Origin of the sequence: Mesoflavibacter profundi, from assembly GCF_014764305.1 — a bacterium.
Taxonomy (GTDB): Bacteria; Bacteroidota; Bacteroidia; order Flavobacteriales; family Flavobacteriaceae; genus Mesoflavibacter; species Mesoflavibacter profundi.
Genome location: NZ_CP061703.1, coordinates 2,380,649 through 2,396,176, shown reverse-complemented (window position 1 = coordinate 2,396,176; position 15,528 = coordinate 2,380,649). Strand labels below are relative to the sequence as shown.

At 33.6% G+C, this 15,528-nt stretch carries 11 protein-coding genes; 8 read left to right on the top strand and 3 right to left on the bottom strand.

What is annotated here, in order from left to right; all coding sequences use genetic code 11:
- Positions 1-32: 32 nt before the first annotated feature.
- On the top strand, positions 33-551 hold the full coding sequence (locus IFB02_RS10810; protein ID WP_191072756.1) for a DUF7935 family protein: 519 nt from the start codon (positions 33-35) through the stop codon (positions 549-551).
- Between the two features lie 3 nt (positions 552-554).
- On the opposite strand, the gene IFB02_RS10805 is transcribed toward IFB02_RS10810, so the two are convergent.
- Both IFB02_RS10805 and IFB02_RS10800 read right to left on the bottom strand, forming a co-directional pair.
- Positions 555-1,490 (bottom strand): patatin-like phospholipase family protein, encoded by a 936-nt coding sequence (locus IFB02_RS10805; RefSeq protein WP_106688366.1) that lies wholly within the window; start codon positions 1,488-1,490, stop codon positions 555-557.
- A gap of 2 nt (positions 1,491-1,492) precedes the next feature.
- Positions 1,493-3,562, bottom strand: a complete 2,070-nt coding sequence (locus IFB02_RS10800; protein WP_191072755.1) for a M1 family metallopeptidase — start codon at positions 3,560-3,562, stop codon at positions 1,493-1,495.
- 83 nt (positions 3,563-3,645) lie between these two features.
- On the opposite strand from IFB02_RS10800, the gene recG reads away from it, so the two are divergent.
- The 7 genes from recG to IFB02_RS10765 all read left to right on the top strand — a co-directional run bounded on the left by recG (position 3,646) and on the right by IFB02_RS10765 (position 14,224).
- Positions 3,646-5,784 (top strand): ATP-dependent DNA helicase RecG, encoded by a 2,139-nt coding sequence (recG, locus tag IFB02_RS10795; RefSeq protein WP_191072754.1) that lies wholly within the window; start codon positions 3,646-3,648, stop codon positions 5,782-5,784.
- A 55-nt stretch (positions 5,785-5,839) separates the two neighbouring features.
- Complete coding sequence (locus tag IFB02_RS10790; RefSeq protein WP_223878835.1) at positions 5,840-6,370, top strand: CIA30 family protein; 531 nt, start codon at positions 5,840-5,842, stop codon at positions 6,368-6,370.
- A 79-nt stretch (positions 6,371-6,449) separates the two neighbouring features.
- Positions 6,450-7,430 carry an alpha/beta hydrolase family protein gene (locus IFB02_RS10785; protein WP_191072753.1) on the top strand — a complete coding sequence of 327 codons (981 nt, stop codon included), beginning with the start codon at positions 6,450-6,452 and terminating at the stop codon, positions 7,428-7,430.
- Between the two features lie 228 nt (positions 7,431-7,658).
- Positions 7,659-8,540: a DUF488 domain-containing protein gene (locus IFB02_RS10780; protein ID WP_106688361.1), complete on the top strand. Its 882-nt coding sequence runs from the start codon at positions 7,659-7,661 to the stop codon at positions 8,538-8,540.
- Between the two features lie 3 nt (positions 8,541-8,543).
- Positions 8,544-9,365 (top strand): hypothetical protein, encoded by an 822-nt coding sequence (locus tag IFB02_RS10775; protein ID WP_106688360.1) that lies wholly within the window; start codon positions 8,544-8,546, stop codon positions 9,363-9,365.
- A 220-nt stretch (positions 9,366-9,585) separates the two neighbouring features.
- The gene (locus tag IFB02_RS10770; RefSeq protein ID WP_106688359.1) at positions 9,586-11,907 is read left to right on the top strand and encodes a GH92 family glycosyl hydrolase; all 2,322 of its coding nucleotides are present in this window, start codon (positions 9,586-9,588) and stop codon (positions 11,905-11,907) included.
- 4 nt (positions 11,908-11,911) lie between these two features.
- Positions 11,912-14,224, top strand: coding sequence for a GH92 family glycosyl hydrolase (locus IFB02_RS10765; protein WP_106688358.1), 2,313 nt, complete (start codon positions 11,912-11,914; stop codon positions 14,222-14,224).
- Here the strand turns inward: IFB02_RS10765 and IFB02_RS10760 are convergent, their stop codons facing one another.
- Positions 14,225-15,430, bottom strand: coding sequence for a peroxiredoxin family protein (locus tag IFB02_RS10760; RefSeq protein WP_191072752.1), 1,206 nt, complete (start codon positions 15,428-15,430; stop codon positions 14,225-14,227). It abuts the gene before it with no gap.
- Between the last annotated feature and the right edge of the window lie 98 nt (positions 15,431-15,528).

The window sequence follows — 15,528 nt, the reverse complement described above, 5'->3', positions numbered from 1 at the left end:
CCCATTAAGTTTGTTACATAAATTAATTATAAATGGAAGATCAAGTTTTAACGCTATTATTATATACAATACCTGCATTAGTTACCGGTACAATTGCTTACCTATTTTTTAGAGAGCATATGAATAATGAGTTTGAGCGTCGTAAATACGAAGTTGCTAAAGAACTTAACAAACAATCTTTACCTATAAGACTTCAGGCTTACGAGCGTTTAACTTTATTCTTAGAACGAATTTCTCCTAATAAACTTTTATTACGTGTATCTCCTGTTGGAAACAACAAAGAAGCCTACGAAACTTTATTAATAAGAAACATAGAACAAGAATTTGAACACAATTTAGCACAACAAATCTATTTTAGCGACAACTGTTGGAGTGTTATCAATGCATCTAAAAGCGCGACTGTGCAATTAATTAGAAAAGTAGCCATGAGCGAAAAAATTGATAGCGCAGATAAACTTCGTGAAGCTATTTTAAACGAAATGCTTGATAAACCTGCACCAAGTAACGCTGGTTTACATTATATCAAAAAAGAAGTTGCCGAAATCTGGTAAGGTCTACACGTTTTCAGTTTCATCTTTAAACTTTTCACTTTTATCCATTGGTTGTCCTATGGCGTGTTTAGACTCGGCATAATGATAACCTTGTTGCCACCACGTTTCCATTAATTGTTTATTGAAAATTAATGAATTTTCGGTAAGTTTTGTTGGCGTAAAATATAGATTAAGCTTAACATTTCTATGTTTTGCTGCTAATCGTCCTATTGCAATATCGCCTTTTTCGACTTGATCAGACAAATGACCAAAAAGATTAATCATTAAAGAAAACGGATTTTTACCTAAAACCTTGTTATACTCTAGGTTTTCACTTTCTAAAATAATCGCATCTACTTCTGTTGCACCTCTTAAAATAGCTTCTCTAATAGGCACAACACAAGCCAATCCGCCATCTGCATACTCAAAACCATCTTTTGTTGCTAAAGACATAAAAGGTACTAAATTACAAGATATCCAAATCCAGTCGCAAAACTCGTCATAACTAAAGTCTTTAATAGACTTGTACTCTGCTCTATTTTTAGAAAGATTAGTAACCGTAACAATTACATCTTCTTTTGTGGCTCTAATTTTATCGTATTCGTCTTTAGTAAAATTCTCTTTAATATGCTTTCTTAAGTTTTTACTTTCACCAAAAGTTCGTTTTCGTTTAATAAATTGTAAAACCGTATTAAAGTAATTAATAGACACGTATTCTCTATCACCTTTCTTCTTGACTACAAAAGGATTGATATTAAAAATAGAATGCTGATTAACATGCGTATAAATATCATACAGCTTACCAATATCATGTGCTGCCAAATGCGGAATTAACAAACTACCGGTAGATGTGCCCAAATACATATCGTAATCTCTACCTTCTTGCTCTATCAAATATTGTGCAACGCCACCTGCAAATGCACCTTTACTTCCGCCACCAGAAATTACTAAAGCTTTCAAATTTAATCTTGTATTGGGTTACTATTATTTTGCAAATTACTAATTATTGATTGATATCTATCGTCTTCAGACAAGTTTTCTAACAGTGATTTTGCAAAACTTTTAAATCGCCAATTATGATGTTTTGTAGCTTCAATTAAGTGTTTTAAAGCCTCTTCATTAAACACACCAATACTAGACAAATAACCAAATGCATTTTGACGCAAACTAAACGGTTGCTTTGGATTGGTATAACTCACCAATTCCTCAAAAAAATCTTGTTTTTTATCTGTTTGAAAGTCTTGTGTTGCCAACGCCAATGTTAACCATAACGTACGAACATTGTAATCGTTAAACCCAAAAACAGATTGAGTTTGCTCTAAATATTCATTTCGCTTTCGCGGAAAATTTGCCCAAAGGTTATACAAAGCAGTTTCAATAGTGACGTACGATTGATCCTTTAACAAGGTTTCATAATCCTGCTGAAAGTCTTCCGGAATTTCAGACATGTTTAAAGCTAATGTTTGCCTTAAATGAAGATTTTTAGACGCAAACGCTTCTTTTACCAAATCGTTGTAAGTTGGGTATTCTGATGTAGACAACGCCTCTTTTAATACTGCAACTTGTATTGGGTAAAATCCTTCTGGTAATTGCGTTACCAAACTTGATGGTATATAATTATCATCAGCATCGGTTCTGTATGTTAAATACGGATGTTCTTCAATAGTTAATAAAAATGCAGATGTTTCGTTAGATTGTAAAGCCTCTTTCATCTCTTTTATTGGTAACGCTTTATTTTTTAACCAAACTTGTACAAAATTAGACAAGTCCATTTTGGAAGCTTTTTCAACTTCACTTATAAAATCATTAGTCTCTACATTATCATAAGCATGTTTATTTAAATAGCGTTTTACAGCTGTTTTAAACGCCTTATCACCTACTTTTTCTCTTAGCACATGCAAAACCCAAGCACCTTTTTTATAAAACGTCGTACTGCTAGATTTTGGATCTAGTAACGCTGTACTTTGTTCTGCTTGTTCTTGTGCTTCTAATTCTTTAAAATATTGGTACAATTGCCAATAGTAATAATCGTTACCAAAAATATCGCGTTCTGCTAACAGCGCGTAATACGTAGCAAAACCTTCTTGTAGCCAATGGTGCGTCCCAGAAGTTTCGGTAACCAAATCGCCAAACCATTGGTGAGCTAACTCGTGCGCATTAACATTAACGTAGTTTTTATCTACAAAACTAATGGCATCAATCATAAAATCGTCTGAAAAAATCGTACAGCTTGTGTTTTCCATACCAGAATACAAAAAGTCTTTTACAGGAACTTGTTTGTAGTTTTGCCAAGGATATGGTACGCCAATTTCTTCCTCTAAAAAATCAATCATCTGTTTCGTGTAACGGTAAGTTGGCTCTACTTTTGCAGAATCTTCTGGATAGTAATACAATTGGATAGGAATACCGCTTTTTGAAGTGATTTCTTTTTTATCGTATTTGCCTATAGCCAAAGCAACAAGGTAACTTGACATTGGCTGTTGCATATCGTAATGCCAAGTAATTGTTGATTCGTTGATTTGTTTTTCTGTTAGTTTTCCATTAGCAACAACGGTATAATCTTTATCATAAGTTATGTTTAAATCAAACTCAATTTTATCATTCATATCATCAATACTTGGCAACCAATTGCTAGTATATTTACCTTGTCCTTGTGTCCAGATTTGATTAGAGTTTTCTTTTTCGACAAAATACATAGTTTTTTTAGGATTTGACTTATAACTTAACGAAAGCTCATTATCTACCGAAACACCAAGTTTTTTCTTAATTATTAAATGATTTGATGTTAAATTAAACTCAACTTTACTACCATTAACAGACACATCTTCAAACTCGATGTTTTTTGCATCAACATAAAAAGAGTCTATTGGTTTTAAAACAGTAAAATAGTAAGTAACCAAACCAAAAATTGATTTATCCTCTGTCTGTACAGTAATATTTACTTCTGCTCTTTTAAAATCAACAACATCGGTTTGTTGGGCAGTTACAAGACAACTAAAAAATGTAAAAAGAAGTAATAGGTAATATCTCATAGTTTGTTTTTATCAAGGACTAGACCAAAATACATAAAATTTAGAGTTTCATCTTTCAAGTTAAAGATTTATCTTCGTTGCTTATGAGTACCAACTTACAAACTCCTATAGATTATTTAAAAGGCGTAGGACCAAATCGCGCAGATTTACTACGTAAAGAGTTAGGTATTCATACATATCAAGATCTAATCAATCTGTTTCCTAATCGGTATTTAGACCGCACACAGTACTATAAAATTAATCAGTTACAACCTAATGCTAGCGAAGTTCAAATTGTTGGTAAAATTATCAAGTTTGAAGAAGTTGCGCAAAAAAGAGGCAAACGATTAGTCGCTACATTTAAAGACGACACTGGTACTATGGAACTGGTTTGGTTTAGAGGTCAAAAATGGATTAGAGAAAGTTTAAAACTAAATACACCTTACGTTATTTTTGGTAAAACAAATTTGTTTGCAAACAAGTTTAGTATGCCTCATCCGGACATCGAATTATTGTCCGAACATCAGGCAAATTTGCGTAGCAATATGCAAGCCATTTATCCGTCTACAGAGAAACTTTCTAACAAAGGAATTAGCAATCGTGTAATGACAAAAATCATGCAAAATTTGTTCTTAGAAACGAAGGGAAAATTTGCCGAAACTTTGTCTAAAAATTTGCTAAAAGAAAACCAATTAATTTCCAAATCTGAAGCTTTATTCAATATCCATTTTCCGCAAAATCAAGAGGCACTTTCAAAAGCAAAATTTAGGTTAAAATTTGAAGAATTATTTTACATTCAACTGCAATTAATTTTAAAAAATTTAATCAATAAAAAGAAGATAAAAGGACTGCCTTTTGAAAAAGTTGGAGAACACTTTAACAACTTTTACAAACACCATTTACCGTTCGAATTAACCAATGCACAAAAACGTGTGTTGAAAGAAATTCGTTCAGATTTAGGTAGTCATGCGCAAATGAACCGCTTATTACAAGGTGATGTTGGCTCTGGAAAGACCATAGTCGCGCTAATGTCAATATTAATGGCGCTTGACAACGGTTACCAAGCCTGTCTAATGGCGCCAACTGAAATTTTGTCAGTCCAGCACTACAACGGATTAGCTGAACTATGTAAGGAGTTGAAAATCAGAATAAAACTACTTACTGGTTCAAGTAAAACTTCAGAACGAAAAGAAATTCATAATTTACTAGAAAATGGCGAATTAGACCTCTTAATTGGCACACATGCATTGCTTGAAGATAAGGTAAAATTTAAAAATTTAGGACTCGCCATTATTGACGAGCAACATCGATTTGGAGTTAAGCAACGTTCAAAATTATGGAAAAAAGGTCCGTCCATAATTTTAGAAAATGGCGAACAATCTGCTCCTATTCCACCGCATATTTTGGTGATGACAGCAACACCAATTCCGCGTACTTTAGCCATGTCAATTTATGGTGATTTAGACATCTCGATTATCGACGAATTACCACCTGGTAGACAAGCCATAAAAACCGTTCATCGATACGATAATAATCGACTAAAAGTGTTCCGATTTATACGTGATGAAATTGCCAAAGGAAGACAAGTTTATATCGTCTATCCTTTGATACAAGAAAGTGCTCAAATGGACTATAAAGATCTAATGGATGGATACGAAAGTATCGCTCGAGATTTCCCTGCGCCTAAGTATCAAATTTCAATTGTTCATGGACAAATGAAACCTGCCGATAAGGATTTTGAAATGCAACGTTTTGCTAAAGGCGAAACTCAAATTATGGTTGCTACAACGGTGATAGAAGTTGGCGTAAATGTGCCAAACGCTTCTGTAATGATTATTGAAAGTGCCGAGCGTTTTGGTTTATCGCAATTACATCAATTACGTGGTCGTGTTGGTCGTGGCGCAGCACAAAGTTATTGTATCCTAATGACTAGCCACAAACTATCAGAAAACAGTAAAACACGCATCCAAACCATGTGTCAAACCAACGATGGTTTTGAAATTGCCGAAGTGGACTTAAAACTTCGTGGTCCAGGAGATATTATGGGTACACAACAAAGCGGCGTACTTAACTTGCGTATTGCAGACGTGGTAAAAGACAGCAACATTTTACAACACGCACGTTATTGGGCTAAACAAGTTTTAACAAAAGATCCAAGCTTATCACATCCAGAAAACGCGGTTATTTTAAACACTTATCGCCAAATGGCTAAGTTTAAAAATATCTGGAATTACATATCCTAACATCAATCCACTTAATAAACTGCTGTAAATTTCGTATTTTTAAAGTAAAAAAACTATGAAAACTCTAATCTTAACTTTAACCCTATTTACTTTTATGACTTCAATTACAATTTTTCAGTTTAGTAACACCAGTAATTTAGATGACTGGCAAATTGTAGATGATGTTGTTATGGGTGGAAAATCTAACGGAAAATTCAATTTAAACAAATATGGCAACGCTGTTTTTAGTGGCAACGTGTCTTTAGAAAATAATGGCGGATTTAGTTCTGTGCAGTATAAATTTAAGCCTATTGCAATTCAAAATTCAAAAGCTATAAACATTAAATTAAAAGGCGACGGTAATAGCTATCAGTTTAGACTAAAAAAAGACCAAAACGACTATTATTCTTATAAAAAGGAATTCAACACCAATGGAGATTGGCAAACCATTACGCTACAATTATCAGATTTTGCACCAACCTTTAGAGGCAGAATTTTAGATATTCCAAATTTTAATAGCGATGTATTAGCTCAAATTTCATTTTTAATCGCCAATAAACAACCACAAAATTTCAAATTAGAAATTTCTAAAATCTGGTTAGACTAATTTTTTTTTGATAAAAATCTGTAACAAACCTTAAAGTGTTGTTACATATAAAGCACATCAATCAAAAATCAAAAACCTTATGAAGTATTTAAAAGTACTAATCCTAGCATTGGTTTGCTGGTCTTGTAATGCGCAAACCGACAATTCTAACCTATTAATTAGCAAAACAAAGTTTACCAACTACGCAAAACTTCCGTTTTATAAAAAGCTAACTACAACTAACAATGGTGCAACCGTTTGGAAAGACCAATACAAATATCTAGACAGCATAGATATTTACAGCATTAAATACAAAAGCGATAACCTAATCGTTACAGGTTTAATGGTTACACCAAAAGCAACTGGAAAATATCCTAGCATCATTTTTAATCGTGGCGGAAATCAAGATTTTGGCAAATTGGTTATGGGTCATGCCATATATACCTTTGGGGAATTAGCTAAAGAAGGCTACGTTGTAATTGCTAGTAACTATCGTGGTAATGGCGGTAGCGAAGGTAAAGAAGAGTTTGGCGGTAAAGACGTTAACGACGTGATTAACCTTATAGACGTACTTAAAGAAGTAGAACAAGCCGATACCGATAATATTGGCATGTACGGTTGGAGTCGTGGCGGCATGATGACGTATCGCGCCTTAACCCAAACCAACAAAATTAAAGCAGCAGTTGTTGGTGGCGCAATCTCCGATCAATTTGAATCTTTAAAAGACCGACCAAAAATGGAAACTGGTGTTTTAGCGCAGCTTGTGCCAAATTATTACGACAATAAAGAAGCCGAACTTACCAAACGATCTGCAGTAAAATGGGCAGACCAATTCCCAAAAGACACGCCAATACTGTTATTACACGGTACATCAGATTGGCGCGTAAAACCAGAACACAGCTTAAAAATGGCTTTAGAATTTGAAAAACACCGCATACCCTACCGTTTAATTATGTTTGAAGGTGGCGATCATGGTATAACCGAACACAAAGACGAAGTTAACCAACAAGTCCTTAACTGGTTTAACAAATACCTAAAACACAACCAACCGTTACCAAATATGGAATATCACGGTAAATAATCTAATAATCAATAGTTTTTAAACCAAAATCTCGGTACGATTAAACAATTGTATCGAGATTTTTTTATGCAATAATATGCTTTAACGTTAGTTAATATGGATTTTTTGACTGTATATCGAATGAATTTTCGTGTTAGGTATTGAAAGTATAACTTTATAAAAGTTGAATTTTATATAAAAAAAATAATATTAATTCTACAGACATTTTATAAATATTAAATTTGCAAAATGTTTTATAGAAGAAAAATAATATTATCATTACTCCAACTTTGTAATGGAAGAGTTGAAAAAACCAAATTACAAAAGTTACTATTTTTATATAGTCAAAGAAAAAGAGAATCAGAGTATGACTTCATTCCATATAAATATGGATGCTACTCCTATTCAGCTAATGCTGACTTAGTAACTATGGTGAAAAAAGAATTCTTACTTGAGTCTGAAGAAGGTTATACAAAGATTGACACAAAGGATTATTTAATTACTCTTAAAACAAAAGATAGAGAGTTATTAACCGAAACTATTGAGCGTTATGGCAATATGAGAAACGAAACCTTAATAAAGCACACTTATATAAATTTTCCTTATTATGCAATTAATAGTTCAATTGCTAAAAGAATTTTGAACGAAGAGTATTACAAAAAGGTTTTAAATAATATTCCAAATGATAATAAAAAAATAGTCTTTACAATTGGATATGAAGGAATCAGTTTAGAGAAATATTTAAATAAACTTGTAAAAAACAACATCAAACTTTTAGTTGATGTTAGAAAAAACCCATTAAGCATGAAGTATGGATTTAGTAAAACTCTATTAAAAAGATTTTGCGAAAGTTTAGATATTAAATATATACATATTCCAGAAGTTGGAATAAATTCTAATCAAAGACAAACTTTAGATAAGCAAGAAGATTACGACATCCTTTTTGAGACTTACAAAAACACAACATTGAAAGAAACATCAACTCAACAACAGGAAATAATAAATCTTTTAAACGACAATAATAGAATTGCACTTACTTGCTTCGAATCTAACATCTGTCAGTGTCATAGATTACCATTGGCAGAATCATTAAAGTCCTTTGAATCTAATTTGGTTGTTGAACATTTATAATTTATGGCGAAAACAAAGGTTCTCATTACAGTTAAAACATATCCAGCAATTTCTGGAAAATATGATGAGCTTGTATGTACAGCGGGATTTACCGAAGATGGTAAATTAATCAGAATTTACCCTGTTCCTTTCAGAAAGAAAGATTATTCTCAACAATACAGAAAATATGAATGGATTGAACTTGATTTAGTTAAAAATACAAGTGATTTTAGACCTGAAAGCTATAGACCTTATTCAATGGATAGCGAAATAAAAATACTTGAACATATCGATACCGCTGGAAATTGGTATTTGCGAAAGAAAATAGTTCTTAATAATGTTTATAAAAATCTTTCAGAATTAATTTCTGAAGCCAAAGACAATAAAATCTGTACTTCACTCGCTGTTTTTAAACCAACAAAGATAAAAGACTTTATTACTAAAGAAGTTGATAGAAACTGGGATAAAAAGAAAATTGCAAAATTAAAAGCTCAAAGAGAGCAAGGAAATTTATTTGAACATCCTGAAGACCCATTTGAAGTTGTAAATAAATTACCTTACAAATTCACTTATGTCATTGAAGACAATCAAGGTAAAGAAAGCCGAATGATGATTGAAGATTGGGAAATTGGAGCTCTATATTGGAGACAGTTAGCAAAACACGAAGGAAATGAATCTAAAGCAGTAGAAGATGTAAGAAAAAAATATTTTGATGACTTTGCCTTAAAAAAAGACTTGTATTTATTTTTAGGGACTTCACAAGTTCATCATTATGTATCACATAATCCATTTATGATTATCGGAACTTTTCATCCAAAAATTGACAATCAAACAAAACTCTTTTAAAAGCAATGCAACTGGAAAAGATATGTACTAATTGAACAACACAATTAAAAAGACAACAAATCTTTCATCTCCTGATAAATAAACTCAAAAAACTTTTCATCTTTTATTAGTGAATTAAAACATATTTTAATTTACATACTTAACCTGTTAAATAATCTCATTTCACCTTAATTGCTATTAGTTTTATTAAATTAGCTAACTACTAACTAAAACTTAATTAATGAGACTAACATCGCTTTTGGTATTGGTGTTGTTGTGCTGCGTGGCGTGCCAACAAGACCAAACAGAATTACCAGTATCTAACCCTAATTTATCTTTAGCAGATTATGCCAACCCATTAATGGGTACAGACTCTAAATACAGCTTATCTAACGGTAACACCTATCCTGCAATTGCAACACCTTGGGGAATGAATTTTTGGACACCAATGACCTCTAAAATGGGCGATGGTTGGACCTACAATTACGACGATAATAAAATACGTGGTATCAAACAAACGCACCAACCAAGTCCATGGATTAACGATTATGCGGCGTTTTCTTTAATGCCAGTTACTGGTGCCTTAAAATTTAAAGAAGACGAGCGTGCATCTTGGTTTTCGCATAAAGCAGAAACCGTAAAACCGTACCATTACAAAGTGTACTTAGCAGATTATGATGTTAACGTGCAATTAGCTCCAACAGAACGCGCTGCGCATTTTGAGTTTACCTTTCCTGAAAAAGATAGTTCTTACGTGGTTTTAGATGCGTTTGATAAAGGATCTATGGTAAAAATTATCCCCGAAGAACGCAAAATTATTGGTTACTGTCGTAATAATCGTGGCGGCGTACCAGAGAATTTTCATAACTATTTTGTGGTTCAGTTTGATAAAGAATTTGAAGTCACGCATACGTGGACAGACAACTGGCAATTACAAAAAAACACATTATCTAGCGAAGGTGATCACGTTGGTAGCATTATTGGTTTTAAAACTAAAAAAGGCGAAAAAGTGACTGCAAAAGTAGCATCGTCTTTTATTAGCTTAGAACAAGCACAACTTAACTTAGACAGAGAAATTGGTAACGATACGTTTAAAACTACTAAAGACAAAGCAAAATCCCTTTGGAATACCGAATTTAACCGCATAAAAATAACCGATAACAACACCGATAACATCAAAACATTTTACTCGTGTTTGTACCGTTTGTTATTGTTTCCGCGTAAGTTTTACGAGATAGATAAAGACGATAACGTTGTGCATTACAGTCCGTACAACGGAAAAGTGTTACCAGGTTACATGTTTACCGACAACGGATTTTGGGATACGTTTAGAGCAGTTTATCCATTTTTTAATATGATGTATCCAGAGTTAAATGCACAAATTATGGAAGGTCTTGCAAACACCTATAAAGAATCGGGTTGGTTACCAGAATGGGCAAGTCCAGGACATAGAGATTGTATGGTTGGCTCAAATTCGTCACCAATTATTGTCGACGCCTTTTTAAAAGGAAATGTAAACGAAAAAGATGTGCAAACGCTTTTTGATGCAGTACTTAAAAATGCAAATATTGAAGCCGATAGACCTGCAAGTTCTGTTGGTCGCGAAGGTTTGATCTATTACAACAAACTCGGCTATGTACCGTACAATGTTGGTATTAACGAAAACGCAGCACGTACTTTAGAATACGCTTACGCCGATTTTACCATCGCAAAAATGGCTGAAAAATTAGGTAAAACCGATTTGGCTAATCGTTTTTATGACCAATCGTTAAATTATAAAAATCTGTTTGATCCATCAACTAACTTAATGCGTGGTAAAAATGAAGATGGTACGTTTCAGTCGCCATTTAATCCTTTAAAATGGGGCGACGCTTTTACCGAAGGTAACAGTTTACACTACACTTGGTCGGTATTTCATGACGTGCAAGGGTTGATAGATTTAATGCAAGGCGAAGATCAATTTGTAAAACAATTAGACCAAGTGTTTGATATGCCACCAGATTTTGACGATTCGTATTACGGTGGAACTATTCACGAAATTAGAGAAATGCAAATCGTAAATATGGGTAATTATGCACATGGTAATCAGCCAATACAACACATGATTTATCTGTATAATTATGCTAACGCGTCGTACAAAGCACAAGAAAAAGTAAGAGATGTATTAACCAAATTATACAGCGCAACACCAGATGGATATTGCGGTGATGAAGATAACGGACAAACCTCAGCGTGGTATGTGTTTAGCGCAATGGGCTTTTATCCTGTAACGCCAGGAGTTGATCAATACATTATTGGCAGTCCGTTGTTTGACCAAGTCGAATTACACTTAGAAAACGGAAATACGTTTAAAATTTCATCTAGAAATAACGGCAAAGACCATTTTTATATTGATTCTATGGAATTGAACGGTAAAGACTATCAAAATACCTTTATCAATTACGATGACATTCAAAATGGTGGCGAAATCATCTTCAACATGAGCGCAACACCAAACACTAACTTAGGCACAAAAGCTGAAAACAAACCATACTCACTAAGCACTGAAAACACCAAGAAATAAATCCATGAAAAAACTAATTATATTAAGTTTAAGTGTATTTACTGTACTGTCTTGCAATGACAAGAAAGCAAACTCAGAAACAACCCAACAAACAAAAGATTACACACAATTTGTAAATCCTATGATTGGAACAAGCAAAATGGGACACGTATTTCCTGGAGCAACAACACCGTTTGGAATGGTGCAATTAAGTCCGCAAACCAACTTTCAAAAAATGTTTAAAGAAGATGGTAATTACAACTCAGAAACTTATGAGTATTGTGCAGGTTACCAGCATAAAGACTCGACTATTATTGGCTTTACGCATACCAACTTTAGCGGTACAGGACATTCCGATTTAGGCGATTTTTTAGTAATGCCAACAACAGGCGATTTGGTTTTAGAGCCTTTAAAAACTGCTGATGGCGGCAAAGGATTTTATTCTATCTTTTCGCATGACAACGAAACAACTTCACCAGGTTATTACGCGGTAAACTTAGATAGTTACAACATTAAAGCAGAATTAACCGCTAGTGATCGTGTTGGATTTCATCAATATACATTTCCAAAATCGGATAATGCACACATTGTATTAGATATGGTTTACAATGTGTACCATCATGATAATAAAAATGTTTGGTCGTCTATTAGAGTTGAAAATGATACGCTAATTACAGGCTACCGACAAACCAAAGGTTGGGCAAGAGACCGCAAAGTATTTTTCGCTATGACGTTTTCTAAACCTATTAAAAGTTACGGTCATAAAAAGTACGACAATGTCAAGTATGATGGCTTTTACAGACGTTTTAATCAAGCTGAAAATTTCCCGGAAATGGCAGGACATGATATCAGAGCCTATTTCAATTTTGATACAGAAGCAGACGAAGTTATCAAAGTAAAAATGGCGTTGTCTTCGGTAAGTTCTGCTGGTGCTTTAAAGAATTTAAATGCTGAAATTCCGCATTGGGATTTCGATAAAACAAAAGCTGAAGCTAAAGAAAAATGGAATCAAGAACTCTCTAAAATTGAAGTCAACACATTAACCGAAAATGATAAAATTAATTTTTACACAGCGATGTATCACGCCTCATTATCACCAGTCATTTACGAAGATGTTGATGGGCAATATCGCGGATTGGATCAAAATATTCATACTTCAGAAGGATTTACAAACTACACCATTTTCTCACTTTGGGATACGTACCGAGCGTTACATCCTTTATACAACATTACGCAACCAAAGCGCAATAACGATATGATAAAGTCGATGTTAGCGCATCACGACCAAAGCGTACATAATATGCTACCTATTTGGAGTCATTATGCGAACGAAAACTGGTGTATGATTGGTTATCATGCCACTTCAGTTATTGCAGATGCGATGGTGAAAAACGTTGGCGATTTTGATAAAAGTCATGCGTTACAAGCTTCAATAAACACTGCAAACGTGCGTTATTTTGATGGTTTAGGAGATTACATCGATTATAAATATGTGCCAGATGATAAGAGTCATTCTTCTGTATCAAAAACTTTAGAATATGCGTATAACGATTGGTGTATTTTACAAATGGCAAAACAAGTTAAAAACAGTGAAACTGAAACCGTTTTTGAAGAACGTGCCAACTATTTCACTAATGTTTACGATCCTAAAATAGGCTTTATGCGTCCTAAATTATCTACAGGTGAATTTAGAGAAAACTTTGACCCAATGGATACTCATGGACAAGGTTTTATTGAAGGAAATGCTTGGAATTACGGTTTGTACGTTCCACAAAACATAGATAAAATGATAGAAATGATGCACGGTAAAGAACGTTTTACGCAGCATTTAGATTCGTTATTTACAATGGAAATCGAAGACAAATACATTGAAAAGCATGAAGACATCACTCGCGACGGTATTATTGGAAATTACGTGCATGGTAACGAACCTGGACATCATATTCCGTATTTATACAATTGGACAGGTCATCCAGAAAAAACGCAATCTAGAGTACGCATGATTTTAAACACCATGTATGCGCCAAAAGTTAACGGTTTATGTGGTAATGATGATGCAGGACAAATGAGCGCTTGGTATATTTTTAGTAGTTTAGGGTTTTATCCTGTAACGCCAGGATCTGCAAATTACGCATTAGGAAGTCCGTTAGTGAAAGATGCAATCATTCATTTAGAAAATGGAAACACATTAACCATTAAGGCAAATAACCAAAGTGAAGCTAATGTGTACGTAAAAAGTGTGACTATTAACGGAAAAGCTTTAAAAAACAATACCATCACTCATGATGATATTGTAAATGGTGGCGAATTAATTTTTGAAATGAGTAATTCGTATTAATTACTCGTTAATCAGCATGTTCATAAATGTGGTAAATTCATCTTTAAACTCGATGAATTTATCACCAGTTGCTGGTCCATTAAAACCTGTGTGTATTTTACGCACTTTACCAGTTTTATCAACAAATATAGATGTTGGATAACTTAATACGTGGTTAAGCATTGGCAATTTTTCGTTGGCTTTACTTTTGCTAGTTGTACCGGTTTGTGCTAATACAATTGGGTAGTTAATCCCTACTCTATCTTTAAGACGTTTTATGTTTTTAAACGCCGTTTCTTCAGTTTTTGCATACTCAAACGCTAGCGCTACAAACTCGATGTCTTTGTCTTTAATGTCTTTGTAATATTGTGCGTAGTAATTGCTTTCATCTAAACAATTTGGACACCAAGTTCCCATAATTTGAACAACAACGACTTTGTCTTTAAATCGGTCATCGGTTAAGGAGATTAGGTTTCCATTTTCATCAGGAAATGAAAAAGCTAAAGTCTCGTAACCATCTTTTAAATAGGTTAAAGAATCGGCAGCTTTCAATTCAAAGTTTTCATTTTTAAAAGCTGTAAAAGGCTCTTTCCAATGGTTACCAGAGTAAAATGCACCGTTTAATGTACTATCAGTCACGGTTGCAGTAAATAAAAATGCATGTGCGCCATCAAAGGTAGACAGTTGCATTTGGTCACCGTTAATTACGCCATCTAGATAACGGTAATCTCCAGTTTCGGTTCTAAAAGTACCTGTAACGGTATTTCCATTTTGGGTAAATATCCCTTTTGCCTTGTAGCTATCGTCTGTATTTGGGCTAAAAGTGGTTTCCCAACTACCTGTAATGTTAGTGTTAGGCTTCTTGGTTGTTTCAAATCTTGTTTTTGCTGGTGCTGCGGTAAATGGTACGCTACGGTCTTTACCTTCGGTTATATATTGACCTGTTAATTTACGGTCTTTTATTTTGGCTTTGATATAACTTTCAAAAACAGGCATTTGTATAAACACAGAGTCGTTTTTGTATTCAATTTCATCTACAGTAATGACTTCTTCAGCATTATAAATTTCTAACGTATTTGCGTCTTTCACCTTAAATACAAACGGTAAAGTTGTTATATCGTCTACTTGTAAATTAGCTCTGTAAGTTCCAAAATATAAAAACTCGGTAGTATCTTGATGACAAGATATGGCAAGGACAGAAATTATAATAATAAAGATTCTTTTCATGAGATGTAATTTGAGGCTAAAAATAACCATATAGTTTAGTGAAACCAAAAAGAATAGCGCCATTATCATATTTATAACATAAATAGATAAAAAAGCTA

Bases quoted from the DNA above. Each gene is read 5' to 3' on its own strand.
- IFB02_RS10800 (WP_191072755.1), bottom strand. From the start codon at position 3,562: ATGAGATATTACCTATTACTTCTTTTTACATTTTTTAGTTGTCTTGTA.
- IFB02_RS10770 (WP_106688359.1), top strand. From the start codon at position 9,586: ATGAGACTAACATCGCTTTTGGTATTGGTGTTGTTGTGCTGCGTGGCG.
- IFB02_RS10790 (WP_223878835.1), top strand. From the start codon at position 5,840: ATGAAAACTCTAATCTTAACTTTAACCCTATTTACTTTTATGACTTCA.
- recG (WP_191072754.1), top strand. From the start codon at position 3,646: ATGAGTACCAACTTACAAACTCCTATAGATTATTTAAAAGGCGTAGGA.
- IFB02_RS10810 (WP_191072756.1), top strand. From the start codon at position 33: ATGGAAGATCAAGTTTTAACGCTATTATTATATACAATACCTGCATTA.
- IFB02_RS10780 (WP_106688361.1), top strand. From the start codon at position 7,659: ATGTTTTATAGAAGAAAAATAATATTATCATTACTCCAACTTTGTAAT.
- IFB02_RS10785 (WP_191072753.1), top strand. From the start codon at position 6,450: ATGAAGTATTTAAAAGTACTAATCCTAGCATTGGTTTGCTGGTCTTGT.
- IFB02_RS10760 (WP_191072752.1), bottom strand. From the start codon at position 15,430: ATGAAAAGAATCTTTATTATTATAATTTCTGTCCTTGCCATATCTTGT.
- IFB02_RS10765 (WP_106688358.1), top strand. From the start codon at position 11,912: ATGAAAAAACTAATTATATTAAGTTTAAGTGTATTTACTGTACTGTCT.
- IFB02_RS10775 (WP_106688360.1), top strand. From the start codon at position 8,544: ATGGCGAAAACAAAGGTTCTCATTACAGTTAAAACATATCCAGCAATT.